Genomic DNA, 21,129 nt, shown 5'->3' with positions numbered 1-21,129 from the left:
TGTAGCTCAAGGCTTGCAGCTGCATTTTTAGCATACTCCGGATGGCCATTCCATCTGCCGCGCCCCTTGACCGTCGGCGTTCGCGGCGCCACCCTGAGCCACTTTTCTTTCGATCCACCGCGGCCACCTGCCGCCAAGAGGACCCCCCATGAGCGTTCGCCTCGGCATTGTGATGGACCCCATCGCGTCCATCTCCTACAAGAAGGACAGCTCGCTGGCCATGCTGCTGGCCGCCCAGGCACGCGGCTGGAGCCTGTTCTACATGGAACAGCAAGACCTGTATCAGGGCGAAGGCAAGGCCCGCGCCCGCATGCGCCCGCTGACGGTGTTTGCCGACCCTGCACGCTGGTTCGAACTGGGCGAGGAGCAGGACAGCCCGCTGGCCGAGCTGGACGTGATCCTGATGCGCAAGGACCCGCCCTTCGACATGGAGTTCGTCTACAGCACTTACCTGCTGGAACAAGCCGAGAACGACGGCGTACTGGTGGTAAACCGCCCGCAAAGCCTGCGCGACTGCAACGAGAAGATGTTCGCCACGCTGTTCCCGCAATGCACCACCCCGACCCTGGTCAGCCGCCGCCCGGACATCCTTCGCGAATTCACCGCCAAGCATGCCGACGTGATCCTCAAGCCACTGGATGGCATGGGCGGTACGTCGATCTTCCGTCACCGGGCGGGCGACCCCAACCTGTCGGTGATCCTGGAAACCCTGACCGCACTGGGCACCCAGCAGATCATGGCCCAAGCCTACCTGCCGGCAATCAAGGACGGCGACAAGCGCATCCTGATGATCGATGGCGAGCCAGTGGACTATTGCCTGGCACGCATTCCGGCCAGCGGCGAAACCCGTGGCAACCTGGCCGCGGGCGGGCGTGGCGAAGCCCGCCCACTGACCGAGCGCGACCGCTGGATCGCCGCCCAGGTCGGCCCGACGCTGCGCGAGAAGGGCCTGCTGTTCGTTGGCCTGGACGTGATCGGCGACTACCTCACCGAAATCAACGTCACCAGCCCCACCTGTATCCGCGAGATCGATGCCGCCTACAACACCGATATCGGTGGCAAGCTGATGGATGCCATTGATCGCAAGCTCAAAGCACGCTGACAGCCAACGCGAAGTAAAGCCGTAGAGTGGGGTATGATGCCGGTCCTATTCGACTGAGCTGCTGCCCCGCCCTGCGGTTGCTGGATACCTGATGACGCTGCCCGCTGACGTCCCTGCCGACCTGCTGCCTCCCCGTGTTCGCCCTGCGGACCGGCTTGGCTTCACCCTGTTCCTGGCTGCGCTGGTGCACCTGGCGCTGATCCTTGGCGTCGGCTTCACCGTGGTCAAGCCTGCCGAAATCCGCCACACCATGGACATCACCCTGGCCACCTTCAAGAGCGAGAAACCGCCCGAGAAGGCTGACTTCCAGGCCCAGGACAACCAGCAAGGCAGCGGCACCCTGGACAAGAAAGCGGTGCCCAAGACCACCGAGCTGGCGCCGTTCCAGGACAGCAAGATCAACAAAATCACCCCACCGCCTGCGGCCAGGCCCGAGGTGGTCCCACCCCCTCCCCCGAAAAAGTCGGCGGTGGTGACTACTGCGCCCAAGCCGCACAAGGTCGAACCCAAACCCAAGGAAAGCAAAGCACAGCCCAAGCCAGCCACACCGGCGCCGGACTTCGACAGTTCGCAATTGTCCAGCCAGATCGCCAGCCTGGAGGCGGAGCTGTCCAACGAGCAGCAGATGTACGCCAAGCGCCCGCGCATCCATCGCCTGAACGCCGCGTCGACCATGCGCGACAAGGGTGCCTGGTACAAGGAAGAGTGGCGCAAGAAGGTCGAGCGCGTGGGTAACCTCAACTACCCCGATGAAGCACGCCGACAGCAAATCTACGGCAACTTGCGCATGATGGTGTCGATCAACCGCGATGGCTCGCTGTACGAGGTGCTGGTGCTGGAATCGTCCGGGCAGCCCGTGCTGGATCAGGCGGCGCAGCGCATCGTGCGGCTGGCCGCGCCTTTTGCACCGTTTACCGGTGATCTGGCCGAGTTCGACCGGCTGGAGATCATCCGCACCTGGCGCTTTGCCCGTGGGGACCGTTTGTCCAGTAATTGAGTTCAGCCTTGGTGTAGGGCTTTCGGTGCGTGCTAGCGCGGATATCGAGCGCCGCGCGGGCGGCGCTCGATCTCAAAAGCGCCAAAAACCTCAAGCCAAGCGCCAACCTGACGACACAAATCCGCACCTTGTCAGTCTCGCCACCTGGCGCCACACTATCCCCCATGAAAACCCTCGCACCCAGCTACCTCAAGCACCAGTTCCTGATCGCCATGCCGCACATGGCCGATCCGAACTTCGCCCAGACCCTCACGTATATCGTCGAGCACAATGAGCATGGCGCCATGGGCCTGGTGGTCAACCGACCACAGGAACTGAGCCTGGCCGACATCCTCGAGCAGCTGCGCCCGGACGAAACGCCGCCGGCCAGCACCTTGCAGGTGCCGATCTACCAGGGTGGCCCGGTACAAACCGACCGCGGCTTCGTGCTGCACAGCAGCGAGTGCAGTTTCCAGGCCAGCGTAGCGCTGGAAGGGCTGTCGCTGACCACGTCACAGGACATATTGCTGGCGATCGCCGCCGGTGTGGGGCCGAAACAGAGCCTGATCACCTTGGGCTATGCCGGTTGGGAAGCGGGCCAACTGGAAGCGGAACTGGCCGACAACGCCTGGCTGAACTGCCCGTTCGACCCGGAAATCGTCTTCGGCATGGCCAGCGACCTGCGCCTTGAGGCTGCGGCCGCCAGCCTGGGGATCAACCTGCACCTGCTGACCAGCCAGGCGGGCCACGCCTGATGGCTGAACTACGCCTGCTGCTGGGCTTCGACTATGGCAGCAAACAGATCGGCGTGGCCGTCGGCCAGGTGATTACCGGCCAGGCCCGCGAACTGTGCACCCTGAAGGCGCAGAACGGCGTACCGGACTGGGCCCAGGTGGAAAAGCTGATTGCCGAATGGAAGCCAGATGCCATTGTCGTCGGCCTGCCGCTGAACATGGACGGTACGCCCAGCGAGATGAGCGCCCGCGCCGAAAAGTTCGCCCGCCGCCTGAACGGCCGCTTCAACCTGCCCGTGCACACGCACGACGAGCGCCTGACCACCTTCGAGGCCAAAGGCGAGCGCATGGCCCGTGGCGGCCAGCGTGACAGCTACCGCGACAATCCGGTCGATGCCATTGCCGCTGCCTTGCTGCTGCAAGGCTGGCTGGAGGCCAATACCTGATCATCTTTGCCGCCGGGTCCACCCGGCGCACCCTTCCAAGGAGCCCGCAATGAGCCTACCCAATCCCGCCGAGCTGATCCGGCAGATGGCTGTCGACCTTCGTGCCCACCTGGCGCGCCGGGCAATCACCGAGCCCCGTTATATCGGTATCCGCACCGGCGGCGTCTGGGTTGCCCAGGCCCTGCAGGATGCCATGGGCGACACCAGCCCAATGGGCACCCTGGACGTGTCGTTCTACCGCGACGACTTCAGCCAGAACGGCCTGCACCCACAAGTGCGCCCGTCCGAGTTGCCGTTCGAAGTCGAAGGCCAGCACCTGGTGCTGGTGGATGACGTGCTGATGAGCGGTCGTACCATCCGCGCGGCGCTCAACGAACTGTTCGATTACGGCCGCCCGGCCAGCGTCACCCTGGTCTGCCTGCTGGATCTGGATGCCGGCGAACTGCCGATTCGCCCGAACGTGCTCGGCGCCACCCTGTCGCTGGGCGCCCATGAACGGGTAAAATTGACCGGACCCGCACCGCTCGCCCTCGAGCGCCAGGACCTCGCCTCCGCTTCCGCCCTTTAAGAGTCCCCCGCGATGACGCCAATCGACGCCAAGCGCCCGCTGCAGCTCAATGATCAGGGCCAGCTGCGCCACTTCCTCTCGCTTGACGGTTTGCCTCGCGAACTGCTCACCGAGATCCTCGACACCGCCGACTCCTTCCTGGAAGTCGGTGCCCGGGCTGTGAAAAAAGTCCCGTTGCTGCGCGGCAAGACTGTGTGCAACGTGTTCTTCGAGAACTCGACCCGTACCCGTACCACCTTCGAACTGGCAGCCCAGCGCCTGTCGGCCGACGTGATCAGCCTGAACGTGTCGACCTCCTCGACCAGCAAGGGCGAAACCCTGTTCGACACCCTGCGCAACCTCGAAGCCATGGCCGCCGACATGTTCGTCGTACGCCACTCCGACTCCGGCGCCGCGCACTTCATCGCCGAGCACGTGTGCCCGGAAGTGGCCGTGATCAACGGCGGTGACGGCCGCCACGCGCACCCTACCCAGGGCATGCTCGACATGCTCACCATCCGCCGTCACAAAGGCAGCTTCGAAAACCTGTCCGTGGCGATCGTCGGCGACATCCTGCACTCGCGTGTGGCCCGTTCCGACATGCTCGCGCTCAAAGCGCTGGGTTGCCCGGACATCCGTGTGATCGGGCCGAAAACCCTGATCCCGATCGGTATCGAGCAGTACGGCGTAAAGGTCTACACCGACCTCGCCGAAGGCCTGAAAGACGTCGACGTGGTGATCATGCTGCGCCTGCAGCGTGAGCGCATGGCCGGTGGCCTGCTGCCCAGTGAAGGCGAGTTCTACCGCCTGTTCGGCCTGACGACCGCACGCCTGGCCGGGGCCAAGCCTGACGCCATCGTCATGCACCCGGGCCCGATCAACCGTGGCGTAGAAATCGAGTCGGCGGTTGCCGATGGCAAGCACTCGGTGATCCTCAACCAGGTCACCTACGGTATCGCCGTGCGCATGGCCGTGCTGTCCATGGCCATGAGCGGGCAGAACGCGCAACGTCAATTGGACCAGGAGAACGCCCAGTGACCATCAGTATTCTTGGCGCCCGGGTGATCGACCCCAACAGCGGCCTGGACCAGGTCACCGACCTGCACCTGGACGGCGGCCGCATTGTCGCCATCGGCGCCGCACCGGCCGGTTTCAGCGCCAGTCGCACGATCCAGGCTGATGGCCTGGTCGCTGCGCCCGGCCTGGTCGACCTGGGCGTGTCCCTGCGCGAGCCGGGTTACAGCCGCAAAGGCAACATCGCCAGTGAAACCCGCGCTGCCGTTGCCGGCGGTGTCACCAGCCTGTGCTGCCCTCCACAGACCAAGCCGGTGCTGGACACCTCGGCGGTAGCCGAACTTATCCTTGACCGCGCCCGCGAAGCCGCCAACAGCAAGGTCTACCCGGTCGGCGCCCTGACCAAGGGCCTGGAGGGCGAGCAACTGGCCGAACTGGTGGCCCTGCGTGACACCGGTTGCGTAGCGTTTGGCAACGGCCTGAAGGAAATCCCCAACAACCGTACCCTGGCCCGCGCCCTGGAGTATGCCGCCACCTTCGACCTGACGGTGGTGTTCCACTCCCAGGACCGCGACCTGGCCCAGGGCGGCCTGGCCCACGAAGGTGCCATGGCCAGCTTCCTCGGCCTGCCGGGCATCCCGGAAAGCGCCGAAACCGTGGCCCTGGCGCGCAACCTGCTGCTGGTGGAACAGAGCGGCGTGCGTGCGCACTTCAGCCAGATCACCAGCGCCCGTGGCGCGCGGCTGATCGCCCAGGCCCAGGCCTTGGGCCTGCCTGTGACCGCCGATGTAGCGCTGTACCAGCTGATCCTCACGGACGAGTCGCTGCGCGAGTTCTCCAGCCTGTATCACGTGCAGCCGCCGCTGCGCACCGCTGCCGACCGTGACGGATTGCGTGAGGCGGTGAAGTCGGGGGTGATCCAGGCCATCTCCAGCCACCACCAGCCGCACGAGCGCGACGCCAAGCTGGCCCCGTTCGGCGCCACCGAGCCGGGTATCAGCAGCGTCGAGTTGCTGCTGCCACTGGCCATGACCCTGGTGCAAGACGGCCTGCTCGACCTGCCAACCTTGCTGGCCCGCCTGAGCAGCGGCCCGGCTGCCGCCCTGCGCCTGCCGGCTGGGGAACTGAAAGTGGGTGGCGCGGCCGACCTGGTGCTGTTCGACCCGCAAGCGTCCACCGTTGCTGGCGAACAATGGTTCTCCCGTGGCGAGAACTGCCCGTTCATCGGCCACTGCCTGCCAGGTGCAGTGCGTTATACCTTGGTCGATGGCCACGTCTGCCACGAGGCGTGAGTAACGTCTGTGGGAGCGGCCTTGTGTCGCGATAGGGCCGCATAGCGGCCCCAGCAATCTATGCATGATGCCGAGATCCTGGGGCCGCTGCGCGGCCCTTTCGCGACGCAAGGCCGCTCCCACATTGACCGCGTACAACCTTGAGCCTGTACCAACCATTTATCGGCCGCTGCCTGCCGGGTGCAGTGCGTTATACCTTGGTCGATGGACACATCTGCCACGAGGCCTGAGTAACGCCTGTGGGAGCGGCCTTGTGTCGCGATAGGGCCGCATAGCGGCCCCAGCAATCTATGCATGATGCCGAGATCCTGGGGCCGCTGCGCGGCCCTTTCGCGACGCAAGGCCGCTCCCACATTGACCGCGTACAACTTTGAGCCTGTACCAACCATTTATCGGCCGCTGCCTGCCGGGTGCAGTGCGTTATACCTTGGTCGATGGGCACATCTGCCACGAGGCGTGAGTAACGTCTGTGGGAGCGGCCTTGTGTCGCGATAGGGCCGCAAAGCGGCCCCAGCAATCTATGCATGATGCCGAGATCCTGGGGCCGCTGCGCGGCCCTTTCGCGACGCAAGGCCGCCACACATTGACCGCCTGCAACCTTTAGCCTGCACCAACCATTCATCCCCCCCGGTTGAAATCCTTCCCCCCACCCCCATATGAGTCTGCATCAGGCACTTTCGCCCCGCTGCGTGGAGACTCTCCCCTTGACCACAATCGTTTCTGTCCGCCGTAACGGCAAAGTCGTCATGGGCGGCGACGGCCAGGTATCCCTTGGCAACACCGTGATGAAAGGCAACGCCAAGAAGGTGCGCCGCCTGTACCACGGCCAGGTCATCGCGGGCTTCGCCGGCGCCACTGCCGACGCCTTCACCCTGTTCGAGCGCTTTGAAGGTCAGCTGGAAAAACACCAGGGTCACCTGGTACGCGCCGCCGTCGAGCTGGCCAAGGAATGGCGTACCGACCGCTCCCTGAGCCGCCTGGAAGCCATGCTGGCCGTGGCCAACAAGGATGCATCCCTGATCATCACCGGCAACGGTGACGTGGTCGAACCCGAAGATGGCCTGATCGCCATGGGTTCCGGCGGCGCCTATGCCCAGGCCGCAGCCCGTGCCCTGCTGAACAAGACCGACCTCTCGGCCCGCGAAATCGCCGAGACCGCCCTGAACATCGCCGGCGACATCTGCGTGTTCACCAACCACAACCTGACCATCGAGGAGCAGGACCTGGCCGACTGATTCAGCTGTTCTGGCGCCCCTTCCCGGTGAAGGGGCTTTTCCACGCTGACTCACCTGCCCAAGGACCGTATTGATCATGTCCATGACCCCCCGCGAGATCGTCCACGAACTCAACCGCCACATCATCGGCCAGGACGACGCCAAGCGCGCCGTGGCCATTGCCCTGCGCAACCGCTGGCGGCGCATGCAGCTCCCAGCCGAGCTGCGTGCCGAAGTTACCCCCAAGAACATCCTGATGATCGGCCCTACCGGCGTCGGCAAGACCGAAATCGCCCGCCGGCTGGCCAAACTGGCCAACGCGCCGTTCCTCAAGGTCGAAGCCACCAAGTTCACCGAAGTGGGCTACGTGGGCCGCGACGTCGAGTCGATCATCCGTGACCTGGCCGATGCCGCGTTGAAGATGCTGCGCGAGCAGGAAATCATCCGCGTGCGCCACCGCGCTGAAGACGCCGCCGAAGACCGCATCCTCGACGCCCTGCTGCCCCAGGCACGCGTCACCAGCTTCAGCGAAGAAGCCGCGCAGACCAGCAGCGACTCCAACACCCGCCAGCTGTTCCGCAAGCGCCTGCGCGAAGGCCAGCTGGACGACAAGGAAATCGAGATTGAAGTGGCCGATGCCGTCGGTGTCGAAATTGCTGCGCCGCCCGGCATGGAAGAAATGACCAACCAGCTGCAGAGCCTGTTTGCCAACATGGGCAAGGGCAAGCGCAAAGCGCGCAAGCTGAAGGTGAAAGAAGCGCTGAAGATGGTTCGCGATGAAGAAGCGAGCCGCCTGGTCAACGAGGAAGAACTCAAGGCGAAGGCCCTGGAAGCGGTCGAACAGCACGGCATCGTGTTCATCGACGAAATCGACAAGGTTGCCAAGCGCGGCAACGTTGGCGGCGCCGATGTGTCCCGTGAAGGCGTGCAGCGCGACCTGCTGCCGCTGATCGAAGGCTGCACCGTCAACACCAAGCTGGGCATGGTCAAGACCGATCACATTCTGTTCATTGCCTCGGGTGCATTCCACCTGAGCAAGCCGAGCGACCTGGTGCCCGAGCTGCAAGGCCGCCTGCCGATTCGTGTCGAGCTGAAGGCACTGACCCCGGAAGACTTCGAGCGTATCCTGCAGGAGCCGCACGCGTCGCTGACCGAGCAGTACCAGGCATTGCTGAAGACCGAAGGCCTGAACATCGAGTTCCTCGCCGACGGCATCAAGCGCCTGGCCGAGATTGCCTACCAGGTCAACGAGAAGACCGAAAACATCGGTGCCCGCCGCCTGCACACCCTGCTCGAGCGTTTGCTCGAAGAGGTGTCGTTCAGTGCGGGCGACCTGGCCAGCACCCATGACGAAGCGCCGATCCAGATTGACGCGGCGTATGTGAACAGCCACCTGGGTGAGCTGGCACAGAACGAAGACCTGTCGCGTTACATCCTGTAAGACCGTTTTCGACAGTTTCGCGGGCAAGCCCGCTCCTGCACATGTCACCCCATCCCTTGGGCCTGTGGTGATCCGTGCAGGGGCGGGCTTGCCCGCGAAGAGGCCCTTGAATCCCTCCCCCATAAGCTGGAAGCTGTGCTTCATCAGCTCCCGAGAGATTCTGCCCATGGCCCGCCTGCCTACCGCCATCAACCTGCACAAAGCCTCCAAAACCCTCAGCCTCACCTACGCGCCCGGCGAGGTCTACCACCTGCCCGCCGAGTTCCTGCGCGTGCACTCACCCTCCGCCGAGGTCCAGGGCCACGGCAACCCCATCCTGCAGTTCGGCAAGATCAACGTTGGCCTCAGTGGCCTGGAACCTGCCGGCCAATATGCACTGAAACTGACCTTCGACGACGGCCATGACAGCGGCTTGTTCACCTGGGAATACCTTGAGCAACTGTGCCTGCGCCAGGAACAACTGTGGGCGGAATACCTCGACGAGTTGCACAAGGCCGGCAAATCTCGCGACCCAGCCGAATCTGTGGTCAAGCTCATGCTCTAGCGCAAGGCCTGAGGGGTTTAGAGCGCATTTTCTAAATTCATCTGTTTGAATGACTTGCAGACAGCCCAGTGAAGGGCTGTCTTGCGCATTACACGAAAGTCGGGTAACCAATGGGTGTGGCAAGTTCCCTGCATCACTTTGCAGGTCGTCAGCACCCACGCAGCACCGCTGTTCCTTATCACTGGTCACCCGAGTAGCAGTACCGGGCTCAGGGCTGTGCACCCACCACAGCAACCGGTACTCGTCTCAGGACAACGGAGCGTCGTAGATGAGTAACAAGAACAACGATGAGCTGCAGCGGCAGGCCTCGGAAAACACCCTGGGGCTGAACCCGGTCATCGGCATCCGCCGCAAGGACCTGTTGAGCTCGGCACGCACCGTGCTGCGCCAGGCCGTGCGCCAACCGCTGCACAGCGCCAAGCATGTGGCTCACTTTGGCCTGGAGCTGAAGAACGTGTTGCTGGGCAAATCCAGCCTGGCCCCGGACAGCGACGACCGTCGCTTCAATGACCCGGCCTGGAGCAACAACCCGCTGTACCGTCGCTACCTGCAAACCTACCTGGCCTGGCGCAAGGAGCTGCAGGACTGGGTGAGCAGCAGCGACCTGTCCCCCCAGGACATCAGCCGCGGCCAGTTCGTCATCAACCTGATGACCGAGGCCATGGCGCCGACCAATACCCTGTCCAACCCGGCTGCGGTCAAACGCTTCTTCGAAACCGGCGGCAAGAGCCTGCTCGATGGCCTGTCCAACCTGGCCAAGGACATGGTCAATAACGGCGGCATGCCCAGCCAGGTGAACATGGATGCCTTCGAAGTGGGCAAGAACCTGGGCACCAGTGAAGGCGCGGTGGTGTACCGCAACGATGTGCTGGAACTGATCCAGTACAGCCCCATCACCGAACAGGTGCATGCCCGCCCGCTGCTGGTGGTGCCGCCGCAGATCAACAAGTTCTACGTGTTCGACCTCAGCCCGGAAAAGAGCCTGGCGCGCTTCTGCCTGCGCTCGCAGCAGCAGACCTTCATCATCAGCTGGCGCAACCCGACCAAGGCCCAGCGCGAGTGGGGCCTGTCCACCTACATCGATGCGCTGAAAGAAGCCGTCGACGCGGTACTGGCGATTACCGGCAGCAAGGACTTGAACATGCTCGGCGCCTGCTCCGGCGGCATCACCTGTACCGCTCTGGTCGGCCACTATGCCGCCATTGGCGAGAACAAGGTCAACGCCCTGACCCTGCTGGTCAGCGTGCTGGACACCACCATGGACAACCAGGTTGCATTGTTTGTCGACGAGCAGACCTTGGAGGCCGCCAAGCGCCACTCTTATCAGGCGGGCGTGCTGGAAGGCAGCGAAATGGCCAAGGTGTTCGCCTGGATGCGCCCCAACGACCTGATCTGGAATTACTGGGTTAACAACTACCTGCTCGGCAATGAGCCCCCCGTGTTCGACATCCTGTTCTGGAACAACGACACCACGCGCCTGCCGGCCGCCTTCCACGGCGACCTGATCGAAATGTTCAAAAGCAACCCGCTGACCCGCCCCGATGCCCTGGAAGTGTGCGGCACCGCGATCGACCTGAAACAGGTCAAATGCGACATCTACAGCCTCGCCGGCACCAACGACCACATCACCCCATGGCCGTCATGCTACCGCTCGGCACATCTGTTCGGTGGCAAGATCGAATTCGTACTGTCCAACAGCGGGCATATCCAGAGCATCCTCAACCCGCCGGGCAACCCGAAGGCACGTTTCATGACCGGTGCCGACCGCCCGGGGGACCCGGTGGCCTGGCAGGAAAACGCCACCAAGCATGCAGACTCCTGGTGGTTGCACTGGCAAAGTTGGCTGGGCGAGCGTGCCGGCGCGCTGAAAAAGGCACCGACCCGCCTGGGCAACCGTGCCTACGCGGCCGGCGAAGCCTCCCCAGGCACCTACGTTCACGAGCGTTGAGTTACAGCGCCGTGGCGGCCTGCGGGGCGCCACGGTGTTTACTTCACCCAAGAGTCACGTGCATGCCGCAACCCTATATTTTCAGGACCGTCGAGCTGGACCACCAGTCCATCCGCACCGCTGTTCGCCCCGGCAAACCGCACCTGACGCCGTTGCTGATCTTCAACGGCATCGGCGCCAACCTCGAGCTGGTGTTCCCGTTCATCGATGCACTTGACCCGGACCTGGAAGTCATCGCCTTCGATGTGCCTGGGGTCGGCGGCTCGTCCACACCACGCCACCCGTATCGCTTCCCTGGGCTGGCCAAGCTGACCGCACGCATGCTCGACTACCTCGACTACGGCCAGGTCAACGTCATCGGCGTGTCCTGGGGCGGCGCCCTGGCCCAGCAGTTTGCTCACGATTACCCCGAGCGCTGCAAGAAACTGGTGCTGGCCGCCACCGCTGCCGGTGCGGTAATGGTGCCAGGCAAGCCCAAGGTGCTGTGGATGATGGCCAGCCCCCGGCGTTACGTGCAGCCGTCGCATGTCATCCGCATTGCACCGATGATCTATGGCGGCGGCTTCCGACGTGACCCCGACCTGGCCATGCACCATGCTGCCAAAGTGCGCTCCGGCGGCAAGCTGGGCTACTACTGGCAGCTGTTCGCCGGGCTGGGCTGGACCAGCATCCACTGGCTGCACAAGATCCAGCAGCCCACCCTGGTACTGGCCGGTGACGACGACCCGCTGATCCCGCTGATCAACATGCGCCTGCTGGCCTGGCGGATTCCCAATGCCCAGCTACACATTATCGACGACGGCCATCTGTTCCTGATCACCCGTGCCGAAGCCGTCGCCCCGATCATCATGAAGTTCCTGCAGGAAGAACGTCAGCGTGCGGTCATGCATCCCCGTCCGGCCTCGGGGGGGTGAAACAGCTGCGGCCTGACAGGGGAAATGGATCAGACGAGGGAGTGTTGCCATGAAAGACAAACCGGCCAAAGGATCGACAACGCTCCCCGCCACCCGCATGAACGTGCAGAACGCCATCCTCGGCCTGCGCGGCCGCGACCTGCTTTCCACGCTGCGCAACGTCGGCCGCCACGGCCTGCGCCACCCGCTGCATACCGCGCATCATCTGCTGGCGCTTGGCGGGCAGTTGGGGCGGGTGATGCTGGGGGACACGCCCTACCAGCCGAACCCGCGTGACGCACGCTTCAGTGACCCGACCTGGAGCCAGAACCCGTTCTATCGCCGCGGCCTGCAGGCCTATCTGGCCTGGCAGAAGCAGACACGCCAGTGGATCGATGAAAGCCATTTGAACGACGATGATCGAGCCCGCGCCCACTTCCTGTTCAACCTGATCAACGATGCGCTGGCGCCCAGCAACTCACTGCTCAATCCGCTGGCGGTCAAGGAGCTGTTCAACACCGGCGGCCAGAGCCTGGTACGCGGCGTGGCCCACCTGCTCGACGACCTGCGTCACAACGATGGGCTGCCGCGTCAGGTGGACGAGCGCGCCTTCGAAGTAGGCGCCAACCTGGCTGCGACCCCTGGCGCAGTGGTATTTCGCAACGAGCTGCTGGAGCTGATCCAGTACTCGCCGATGAGCGAAAAGCAGCACGCACGCCCACTGCTGGTCGTGCCGCCTCAGATCAACAAGTTCTACATCTTCGACCTCAGCGCTACCAACAGCTTTGTCCAGTACATGCTCAAAAGCGGCTTGCAGGTGTTCATGGTCAGCTGGCGCAACCCCGACCCACGCCACCGTGAATGGGGCCTTTCCAGCTACGTGCAAGCCCTGGAGGAAGCGCTCAATGCCTGCCGCAGTATCAGCGGCAACCGCGACCCCAACCTGATGGGCGCCTGTGCCGGCGGCCTGACCATGGCCGCACTGCAAGGCCACCTGCAAGCCAAGCAGCAATTGCGCCGGGTACGCAGTGCCACCTATCTGGTCAGCTTGCTGGACAGCAAGTTCGAAAGCCCGGCCAGCCTGTTCGCCGATGAGCAGACCATCGAAGCGGCCAAGCGCCGCTCTTATCAGCGCGGCGTGCTGGACGGTGGCGAAGTGGCGCGGATCTTCGCCTGGATGCGGCCCAACGACCTGATCTGGAACTACTGGGTCAACAACTACCTGCTCGGCAAGACGCCGCCGGCGTTCGACATCCTGTACTGGAATGCCGACAGCACGCGCCTGCCCGCCGCGCTGCATGGCGACCTGCTGGAGTTTTTCAAGCTCAACCCCTTGACCTACGCGTCCGGGCTGGAGGTGTGCGGTACACCGATTGACCTGCAGCAGGTCAATATCGACAGCTTTACCGTGGCCGGCAGCAACGACCACATCACGCCATGGGACGCGGTGTACCGCTCGGCCTTGCTACTGGGTGGCGAGCGGCGCTTCGTGCTGGCCAACAGCGGGCATATCCAGAGCATCATCAACCCGCCAGGCAACCCCAAGGCCTACTACCTGGCCAACCCCAAGCTGAGCAGCGACCCACGCGCCTGGTTCCACGACGCCAAGCGCAGTGAAGGCAGCTGGTGGCCGTTGTGGCTGGAGTGGATCACCGCACGCTCCGGCCTGCTCAAGGCGCCGCGCACTGAACTGGGCAACGCCACTTACCCACCGCTAGGCCCCGCGCCAGGCACCTACGTGCTGACCCGATGAGCTGCTGACTGGATGAAAACCCGCGACCGTATCCTTGAATGCGCCCTGCAGTTGTTCAACCAGCAGGGCGAACCCAACGTATCCACCCTGGAAATTGCCAACGAACTCGGCATCAGCCCAGGCAACCTGTACTACCACTTCCATGGCAAGGAGCCCTTGGTACTGGGCTTGTTCGAGCGTTTTGAAGAAGCGTTGATGCCGTTGCTGGACCCGCCGCTGGAGGTGCGCCTGGACGCAGAGGACTACTGGCTGTTTCTGCACTTGATCGTCGAGCGCATGGCTCAGTACCGCTTCCTGTTCCAGGACCTGTCCAACCTGACCGGGCGCCTGCCCAAGCTCGCCCGAGGCATGCGCAGCCTGATCACTGCAGTCAAACGCACGCTGGCGGCGCTGTTGGCCAGCCTGAAGAGCCAAGGGCTGGTAGAGAGCGATACCCAGGCGCTGGGGCAACTGGTTGAGCAGATCACACTGACGCTGATGTTCTCGCTGGATTACCAGCGCGTGCTGGGGCGCGAGGGGGATGTGGGGATCGTGGTGTACCAGGTGATGATGCTGGTGGCGCCGCATCTGCAGGCCCAGGCCCGGGCGGCGGCGGAGCAGCTGGCAGTGAAGTACCTGGAGGGGTAGGCCTGCTGGAGATGTTGTGTTTCAGCCGACGCAATCGCGGGTAAACCCGCTCCTACAAGGTTTGGCGCATCTTGTGGGAGTGGGTTTACCCGCGAAGAAGGCGACGCGGTATCAGATCAGGGTACCGGTGCCGGTAGGTGCCGATGGCGTGCTGCTGGCCGGGGTAGCGGCAGGTGCCGGTGCAGTGGTCGCAGCAGGCGCAGCGCTGGCCGCTGGGGCCGCCGGCTTGGCGGCTGCCGGTTTGGCCGGCGCCTTCTTCACCGCAGGTTTCTTGGCCGCTGCCGGCTTCGCCGCAGGCTTGGCTGCTGCAGGCTTGGCTGCAGGTTTTTCCGCTGCGGTTTTGGCTGCGGGTTTTGCCGCTGCGGTTTTAGCAGCAGGTTTGGCCGCCGCCGTTTTCGCCGCAGGTTTGGCTGCCGCTGCCTTGGCCAGTGGCTTGGCCGCAGCCTTGCTCGCAGCCGGCTTGGTTGCTGCAGTGCGCGACGAAATCGGCGTAACCGAAGCACCGGTCAGCTTCTCGATCTGCTTGGTCAGGCTGTCCACCTGCTGGTGCAGTGCCTTGATCTCGTTGCGGCTCGGTACACCAAGGCGCGAGATGGCACTGTTAAGGCGCTTGTCGAAGGCTTCTTCAAGTTCGCTCCACTTGCCCAGCGCACGGTCCTTCACGCCCGACACCCGCGAAGTGGTCGAGGACTTGGCAGTCTCGGCAACATCTTCAGCCGTCTTTTTCGCCTGCTTCTCGGCCTTCTCGCCATCCTTCACCAGCGAGTCGAACAGCTTCGGGCCGTCCTGGTCGATCTTCGAATAGATACCCAGCCCCGCCAGCCAGATCTTGCGGGAGTATTTCTCGATCCCGCCGACCCAGGAGCTGCTTTCTTTTTCGGTGTTCTTCTTGCCAGCCATCCTGCTCTCCTTATGGTTTGTGCGCGACGCGCTCAAGCAGCTCATGCAACTGTTCAAGCTTGATCGACAACGCCTCAACGTCATGTTTAGACGGAATACCCAGGCGATTCAAGGCGCGACCGACCCGTGCGTCGAAAGCTTTTTCGATCTTGTCGAGTTGAATTTCTACCTTGCCGCGTACGCGGTTCACTTCTTCACCGACTTCGTCAAGCTGGTGGTTGGCGGCATCGAGCTCTTTGTCGATGCGCTTCTTGCCGCGCGTCTCGACACCTTCACCCGCCCTGACCAGCTCTTTGAAGTAGTCAGAGCCTTCCTGACCGACGCGGGCGTAGGCGCCGATACCGGCCAGCCAGATCTTGCGCGCATAGCCGCGCACCTCGCCAAGCGTGCCCAGGGCTTCGTCTTTTTTCTTCACAATCACTTTGGCCATGCTGTGTACCTCATGCTCATGAGTGGTGGAAAACCGCCCATGGAGGCTGGGCTTGAGCATAAGGTAGGGAAGAAAATTAGAAACCTCACCCTAAGGTCTTCGTTGTCACATCTATATACCGCAAGCCCCTTTGACCATAGCGCTAGCGTCGCAGGCTTCACCTCACGGACATCGACGCTATGACTGCTGCAGCAATCCCACCCAGGCTGACGTTCAAGCAACGCGTGGCAGCCTGTTTCTCCAAACGACCCAGCCTGCGGGACGTTTTATCAAAAGAAGCATTCCAGATTTTCAGCGACCGGTATCCATGGGTGCACCGTAACCACCCTCACATCACATCGCTCGATCCTTTCGTCATCCTGCATGCACCGGCCAGCACCGATGACCTCTCACGTCAGAGCGGGCTGGTGGACGAGCTTCTGAGGCATTTTCTGGCCAAGGAACGTGTGCAACTGGGCGCCGCAGACAGGCTGAGCATCAGCCCTCCCCATGTGTTTCAAATTCAGGAGCAAGACCAGGACAACCTTCGCCAGCCCGAAATCATGCCGGACCTGACAAAGCTCAACGAAGACTTCGATACAGTGCTTGGCGCGTTGATACCCGCCTTCCAGCAAGCCCAGATCGGCTTCTGGAACGGGCTCGACGAAGACAGCCAAGTCTCGCGCATGCTCTGGCTGGAGCACACCATCAAGGCTGCCTTGCTCGAGAACCTCCCTCGTCAAGGCCTTGAAGATGATGCAAAAGCTGCAATGTACGCACTGCTCGACGGGGTACACGACAGCCTGACTGTCGAGGCGATACAAGTCACGCTCGGAACGGATGGCGGGACACACACCGTTACCCTACCGGATCTGTTGCTCATCACCACAAGCGGCACCCGCAGCCTGGTTCTGCAATGCAAGCCCTGCGGTTCGGTTCATCGCCATGTCGACCTGCCCAGCTTTGCCACCGCGCTGCAACGGCAGCTAGCGCAACGTTATCGCTTCGAAACGTTGTCCTGGGCACACACGCCAGTAATCGGACGCCCTTTCGCCTTCCAGGCCAGGCAGCTACTGAACGATATCCTGGACGACATCGGCCGCCTGCGTATTGGCGGCCTGACAACCGTCGACGAAATGGAGCGACAACTGCGCCAGGTGAGCGACCCGTCAGCTTACTTCTTCGACCTGCCTTCGCAGGAACGAACTGCACCCGCCGTCAGTCCGCCGCGATGGCTGCTCAATGCCAGCGCTGAGGACCGCTATGCCTATCACACTGCACTGCTCGATCTGGCGGCGAACCAAGGTCGGTCGAAGGGTCGCACATCGCTGGGCGATGTCGAGGATATCCGTGATTACGCCGCTCGCCGCTTGCGTGAGACCCTGCAGACCAGCTACCCAGACAAGGCGGTGCACGACCCGAACGAGGTGCACATCCGCATTTCCCAAGCCATCATCGGCGCCGGCACACAAGGGCAGTCACTGTTCTTGCGCACGGTGCCCCTGACCGACTTGGCAGTTTCACGCCTGCGGCTGGAGGCTGGCGAGGTGATGAGCGGGATGAACTTCGAGGACGGCTCGCCTGTGACCGACTGGCTGAGCATCGACCAGATCAGGGGCCTGATTCATCAGGTCGACATCGGCGGTCACTACCCCTCCTACCTGAAGGACCAAGTCAACACCCAGCCGCGCAGGGCCGAGCGAATCCGCCAGCATGCCAGGGAATGGCGTTACGCCCTTCGGTTCAGCACGCTGAAGGCCAAGATCGAGCGACAGCTTGGCGAAGCGGCAAGCCAGGCAATGCTCAGGTTCTGCCAGGGCATGGACAATGGCGCGGACCTTCTGCGCATCGCCCCCCTGGCGTTCCTTTGCGCGCCTGGCGCTTCAGCAAGCGATGTGGCGCACGGGATGTTCATTATCGAAATACCGGCAAGCGGCACCTGGGTCTTGTACCGCCCCTTCTATGCCGACAGGGCGTTGCAGGAATTTCCGACCCTCGAGTTGCTGATGGACGCAATCCGCAGCAGGGGCGAACTGCAAGAGAGCGTATTGGCCTGGCTCGACGATGACGCGCGCCCGATTTACCAGAACGACGGGTTCAAGCACCCGCACTTGCACCCGAACATTAAAGCGCTGACGCACCTGCTCAATGTGCCGGTCGAGCTACTGGACGGCCTTTTGCAACGCCTCAGACGCCCGGTCCAGGTCTCGTTCGAGGCGTGGACGGAAGATCTGGACACCCACCTGTTCAACGCCCGCATCGAGACCATGTTATTGGCCTCGGCCAGCAACAGCGTTTCCAATGCCCAGGAAGTGCGGGCTTTGGTGAAGGAGGCTGCCTGGGCGATCTTCAATACCGTCACCCAGCTTTGGCATGGCCCGGTGACCACCCTGGTGTGGCTGGTCGTGGCGCTGTCGGCGGCCAAGGAAGACGTGGAAGCGCTGATCAAGCGCAGCGGTGACGATAAGATCGTCGCCGCCATAGACCTGCTCACCAACCTGGCCTTGCTCCTTGCCCACCGCCCCGCAACGCCACCTGCCAACAGCGAAGCGGCCGTTACGTTGCGTTTTTCAGGCCCTGCACCGAAGGAAGAATCCCCGCCCCCAGCGTTCGAGCAGCCACAGGAGAAACCGTGGCAGGCCCCCGTCGAGGCGCCGCAGCCCACGCGCGTGCGTGTAGAAAGCTGGCATGACGAACAGCGCCTGAGCAACCTGTCGGTACAGGAACGCCAGTCACTGGCCCAACTGCAAGCCTCGCAGCCACTCGAAGGGCACGCGCCACTGACAAGGGGCCGTTTGCGTGGGTTGTTCAATATCGCCGGCCGTTACTACGTCAAGCTGGGCGATGACGTCTATGAGGTCATCGAGACCTGGAACGGCATGCAGATCATCGGCCCAGAGCCGAGCAGCAGCGAATGGGTGTCCCATTGGGATGGTGCCCCGGACGGCTACCATATCGTTGGTCGTGAACGCCAAAAAGGCCCCTGGTTGACGCGCTGGCATGGCCAATGGACTTTGAATCTGACCCTCTTTGGCGGCATGCCAAGGAACAGGCAATCCATCAACGCGGAAAACCGCCAGCGGTTCGACACGTTGAGCGCAACCGCCACGGCTAACCAACACGCGCTGAATCAGATGGCACCACTGATGGAACGCAGCCAAGTACAACTGCAGGCTTATGACGACCTCGCGCTGGAATACAGCCTTGCTATCGATGCATTACCTGCACATGAGCGCGCTACACCGCCGCCAGCCTTGCAGCTTCAGATGCAGGCACTCAAAGCCCAGCGCCTACGCCACTTACCGGAAATCAGGGCATCCGCGCTGTACCTGGAACGGCAGAGCACGCTGCTGCACGGGAATATCGAAGTATTCAAGGAGATGGCCGAACCTCGGTTCAGCAAATTCGACACCCGAGCCCCGAACCGACGCCGATACGGCAATTGGTACGGTGCAGCCATCGAAAACGACATGCTGCTGTGCCGCCGCTTGCTGGAGCAGGTCGACCACCAGGCGCTGAGCGCACAGTCCATCGGGCTGCCCCGCGTTCCAGAGACTGCCGAGCAGATACAGCAATACCTCGATTATCGCGAACGGGTCCGCGATTCTAGCCAGGCCAGCCGCCGCCTGCTTGTCGTCAGCCAGCGACTGGACCGGACCCTGGCGGAAGCACTGCAGGACCCCAAGATCGATTTTGCCAATAAAGCCACGAAACTCGCCCAGACCATTCGACGCAGGACGTATTCGACACTGGTCATTCGGGCCCAGTTGCTCAGTGACCTGGCCTACCTCGCCGTGGACAAGACCCGGCTCTCTGCGGACACGGCCGAGCATTTGCTTGCGATGCGCGCGCCGCTCAGCGGCATCGAATTCAGCCGAACGGTTTGGAGCCACGACGGGCTGGCCGCGACCGAAGAGACGGCCCAGGTCAAAGCCGAACTGCTTGAGGATATCCTTCAGAAATACCGTACCGTGCTGGATCGCGCCCAATACATGAGGACACTGGACTCGCCTGCGCTGGTCGCTGACGTGCTGGACGAATACATACGCGAACTGTCCAGCATTACCCAGATCACGGAGCAGCAACTGAGCGCGACCCTGACCAACCTCGACAGCGGCATCAGTCCCCCCTCGCCAGCGCCCTACCATCGCCCCGCAACGATCAGGCGCCGGGTCATCCGTGTTGACCGAGGTCGACCGCTGCTGGTGGAAATCGACCAAATGGGCAATCGGGCCATCCAGCGCAGTGCATTCAACCAGGAGCCTGCAGGCAGTTTTGCGCAACGCGACGGGGTGTGGCATGCCGTGCCTGAGCAAGCGCGGCCGGCCCAGCACGACCGGGCACAGCTGCGCCAGCGAGCAAGCCGCCTGCTGGCAGAGGTGGATGGGAAAATTGCCTTCGCCGCGCACTATGCCGATGAGCCCAACAGCCTGGCCGACTTTCTGGAATGGCCAGCAGGTGACATGCGCGACGTGCAGCAGCAACTGACCGAGCTGAACAATCCACTGGATGCCAGCTTGGTCGATCTCCTTCGGGCAGCGGTAGACCGCGTCCATCACGAAAGGCTTCGGCTGCTCACCGACGCGTATCTGAACACCCGCCATCCCGACGGCAAGGCCCTTCGCTTCCTGGCTGAGCAGAAGCGGATTCGGATCAGGCAGACCGTGATTCGCCGGCAGCTACGTCACGCCAATGATTACCTCGACGTCTACGAGATTCGCGATGTGCAAGCGCCACAGCGGGTACTGTGGGAGGCACATTTTCACTATCCCAACCTCGAAGCGAGGGGGCATGACTTCGTCAAGGGCCACCTCAAATTCTGGGATGCAGGCGTAAGGGGCCGCAAGGCCCTGCTCGAGCACGCCGCAAGCGCACGGGAGCGCATCGCGATCTACCGCGGCGATCTGCGCCTGGAGCAGGTGATTGGCATCATTCCCTTCCCGGCGGACGCGCCGCAGTAGCCAGAGAGCGGCCCTGGCTCAGGCCAGGGCCTTGTCCAGCGCCCGCTCGATCTCACCCTTGATGGTGCCGCTCATCATCGACAGCATCATGCCCAGCTTCAATTCGACACGGATGCTGTCGTCGCCAATGTGCACACTGCCATTGGCGCCACTGCGCGCAACGTCCACGCGGTCACCGTTCCAGGTGGCCTTGAGGTCGTACTCGCGGCTGAGCTTGTCGACCAGCGCTTCGGCCTTGGCGCGGGCGGCATCACGGCCGAGGGAGTGTTTGCGTTCGACGCTGATCTGGGTCATGCGGGCGTTCCTGAAGATGTAGACATAATGAGCA

General features: G+C 63.0%; 18 protein-coding genes and 2 pseudogenes. 17 read left to right on the top strand and 3 right to left on the bottom strand.

Annotated features, from left to right (window positions below; all coding sequences use genetic code 11):
• Positions 1 to 148 precede the first annotated feature (148 nt).
• The 16 genes and pseudogenes from gshB to V6093_RS19825 all read left to right on the top strand — a co-directional run bounded on the left by gshB (position 149) and on the right by V6093_RS19825 (position 14,531).
• Positions 149 to 1,102 (top strand): glutathione synthase, encoded by a 954-nt coding sequence (gene gshB / locus V6093_RS19900; protein WP_003249322.1) that lies wholly within the window; start codon positions 149 to 151, stop codon positions 1,100 to 1,102.
• A 91-nt stretch (positions 1,103 to 1,193) separates the two neighbouring features.
• Complete coding sequence (locus V6093_RS19895) at positions 1,194 to 2,099, top strand: energy transducer TonB (protein ID WP_108190285.1); 906 nt, start codon at positions 1,194 to 1,196, stop codon at positions 2,097 to 2,099.
• Between the two features lie 164 nt (positions 2,100 to 2,263).
• Positions 2,264 to 2,833, top strand: a complete 570-nt coding sequence (locus tag V6093_RS19890) for a YqgE/AlgH family protein (protein ID WP_003249318.1) — start codon at positions 2,264 to 2,266, stop codon at positions 2,831 to 2,833.
• Entirely contained in the window at positions 2,833 to 3,258 is a 426-nt protein-coding gene (gene ruvX / locus V6093_RS19885; protein ID WP_265980091.1) for a Holliday junction resolvase RuvX, read from the top strand. Before V6093_RS19890 ends, ruvX begins: the two co-directional genes overlap by 1 nt.
• A gap of 49 nt (positions 3,259 to 3,307) precedes the next feature.
• Entirely contained in the window at positions 3,308 to 3,826 is a 519-nt protein-coding gene (gene pyrR / locus V6093_RS19880) for a bifunctional pyr operon transcriptional regulator/uracil phosphoribosyltransferase PyrR (RefSeq protein ID WP_003249313.1), read from the top strand.
• Positions 3,827 to 3,838: 12 nt separating this feature from the next.
• Positions 3,839 to 4,843: an aspartate carbamoyltransferase catalytic subunit gene (locus V6093_RS19875; protein ID WP_003249311.1), complete on the top strand. Its 1,005-nt coding sequence runs from the start codon at positions 3,839 to 3,841 to the stop codon at positions 4,841 to 4,843.
• The gene (locus V6093_RS19870; protein ID WP_012053915.1) at positions 4,840 to 6,111 is read left to right on the top strand and encodes a dihydroorotase; all 1,272 of its coding nucleotides are present in this window, start codon (positions 4,840 to 4,842) and stop codon (positions 6,109 to 6,111) included. Before V6093_RS19875 ends, V6093_RS19870 begins: the two co-directional genes overlap by 4 nt.
• Before the next feature lie 155 nt (positions 6,112 to 6,266).
• Positions 6,267 to 6,341, top strand: a pseudogene (locus V6093_RS19865) (dihydroorotase); the annotation flags it as partial.
• A 155-nt stretch (positions 6,342 to 6,496) separates the two neighbouring features.
• Positions 6,497 to 6,571, top strand: a pseudogene (locus tag V6093_RS19860) (dihydroorotase); the annotation flags it as partial.
• 244 nt (positions 6,572 to 6,815) lie between these two features.
• Positions 6,816 to 7,346, top strand: coding sequence for an ATP-dependent protease subunit HslV (hslV, locus tag V6093_RS19855; RefSeq protein WP_003249309.1), 531 nt, complete (start codon positions 6,816 to 6,818; stop codon positions 7,344 to 7,346).
• A gap of 76 nt (positions 7,347 to 7,422) precedes the next feature.
• Positions 7,423 to 8,766 carry an ATP-dependent protease ATPase subunit HslU gene (gene hslU / locus V6093_RS19850; RefSeq protein ID WP_003249308.1) on the top strand — a complete coding sequence of 448 codons (1,344 nt, stop codon included), beginning with the start codon at positions 7,423 to 7,425 and terminating at the stop codon, positions 8,764 to 8,766.
• A gap of 166 nt (positions 8,767 to 8,932) precedes the next feature.
• On the top strand, positions 8,933 to 9,310 hold the full coding sequence (locus V6093_RS19845; RefSeq protein WP_003249306.1) for a gamma-butyrobetaine hydroxylase-like domain-containing protein: 378 nt from the start codon (positions 8,933 to 8,935) through the stop codon (positions 9,308 to 9,310).
• A gap of 268 nt (positions 9,311 to 9,578) precedes the next feature.
• A complete protein-coding gene (gene phaC / locus V6093_RS19840; protein WP_004576724.1) occupies positions 9,579 to 11,258 on the top strand; it encodes a class II poly(R)-hydroxyalkanoic acid synthase in 1,680 nt (559 codons plus the stop codon).
• A 62-nt stretch (positions 11,259 to 11,320) separates the two neighbouring features.
• On the top strand, positions 11,321 to 12,172 hold the full coding sequence (gene phaZ / locus V6093_RS19835) for a poly(3-hydroxyalkanoate) depolymerase (protein ID WP_003249302.1): 852 nt from the start codon (positions 11,321 to 11,323) through the stop codon (positions 12,170 to 12,172).
• A gap of 49 nt (positions 12,173 to 12,221) precedes the next feature.
• Positions 12,222 to 13,904, top strand: a complete 1,683-nt coding sequence (phaC, locus tag V6093_RS19830; protein WP_004576726.1) for a class II poly(R)-hydroxyalkanoic acid synthase — start codon at positions 12,222 to 12,224, stop codon at positions 13,902 to 13,904.
• Between the two features lie 12 nt (positions 13,905 to 13,916).
• Positions 13,917 to 14,531, top strand: coding sequence for a TetR/AcrR family transcriptional regulator (locus V6093_RS19825; RefSeq protein WP_003249297.1), 615 nt, complete (start codon positions 13,917 to 13,919; stop codon positions 14,529 to 14,531).
• 111 nt (positions 14,532 to 14,642) lie between these two features.
• Here the strand turns inward: V6093_RS19825 and V6093_RS19820 are convergent, their stop codons facing one another.
• Positions 14,643 to 15,431, bottom strand: a complete 789-nt coding sequence (locus tag V6093_RS19820) for a phasin family protein (RefSeq protein ID WP_004576727.1) — start codon at positions 15,429 to 15,431, stop codon at positions 14,643 to 14,645.
• Between the two features lie 10 nt (positions 15,432 to 15,441).
• On the bottom strand, positions 15,442 to 15,861 hold the full coding sequence (locus tag V6093_RS19815; protein WP_003249293.1) for a phasin family protein: 420 nt from the start codon (positions 15,859 to 15,861) through the stop codon (positions 15,442 to 15,444).
• A 179-nt stretch (positions 15,862 to 16,040) separates the two neighbouring features.
• On the opposite strand from V6093_RS19815, the gene V6093_RS19810 reads away from it, so the two are divergent.
• On the top strand, positions 16,041 to 20,801 hold the full coding sequence (locus V6093_RS19810; RefSeq protein WP_406669589.1) for a hypothetical protein: 4,761 nt from the start codon (positions 16,041 to 16,043) through the stop codon (positions 20,799 to 20,801).
• An 18-nt stretch (positions 20,802 to 20,819) separates the two neighbouring features.
• Here the strand turns inward: V6093_RS19810 and V6093_RS19805 are convergent, their stop codons facing one another.
• Positions 20,820 to 21,095, bottom strand: a complete 276-nt coding sequence (locus V6093_RS19805) for a polyhydroxyalkanoic acid system family protein (protein ID WP_003249289.1) — start codon at positions 21,093 to 21,095, stop codon at positions 20,820 to 20,822.
• Between the last annotated feature and the right edge of the window lie 34 nt (positions 21,096 to 21,129).

Source organism: Pseudomonas putida group bacterium ESBL64, assembly GCF_045277175.1.
GTDB lineage: Bacteria > Pseudomonadota > Gammaproteobacteria > Pseudomonadales > Pseudomonadaceae > Aquipseudomonas > Aquipseudomonas alloputida.
This window is presented reverse-complemented; position numbering and strand designations above follow the sequence as displayed.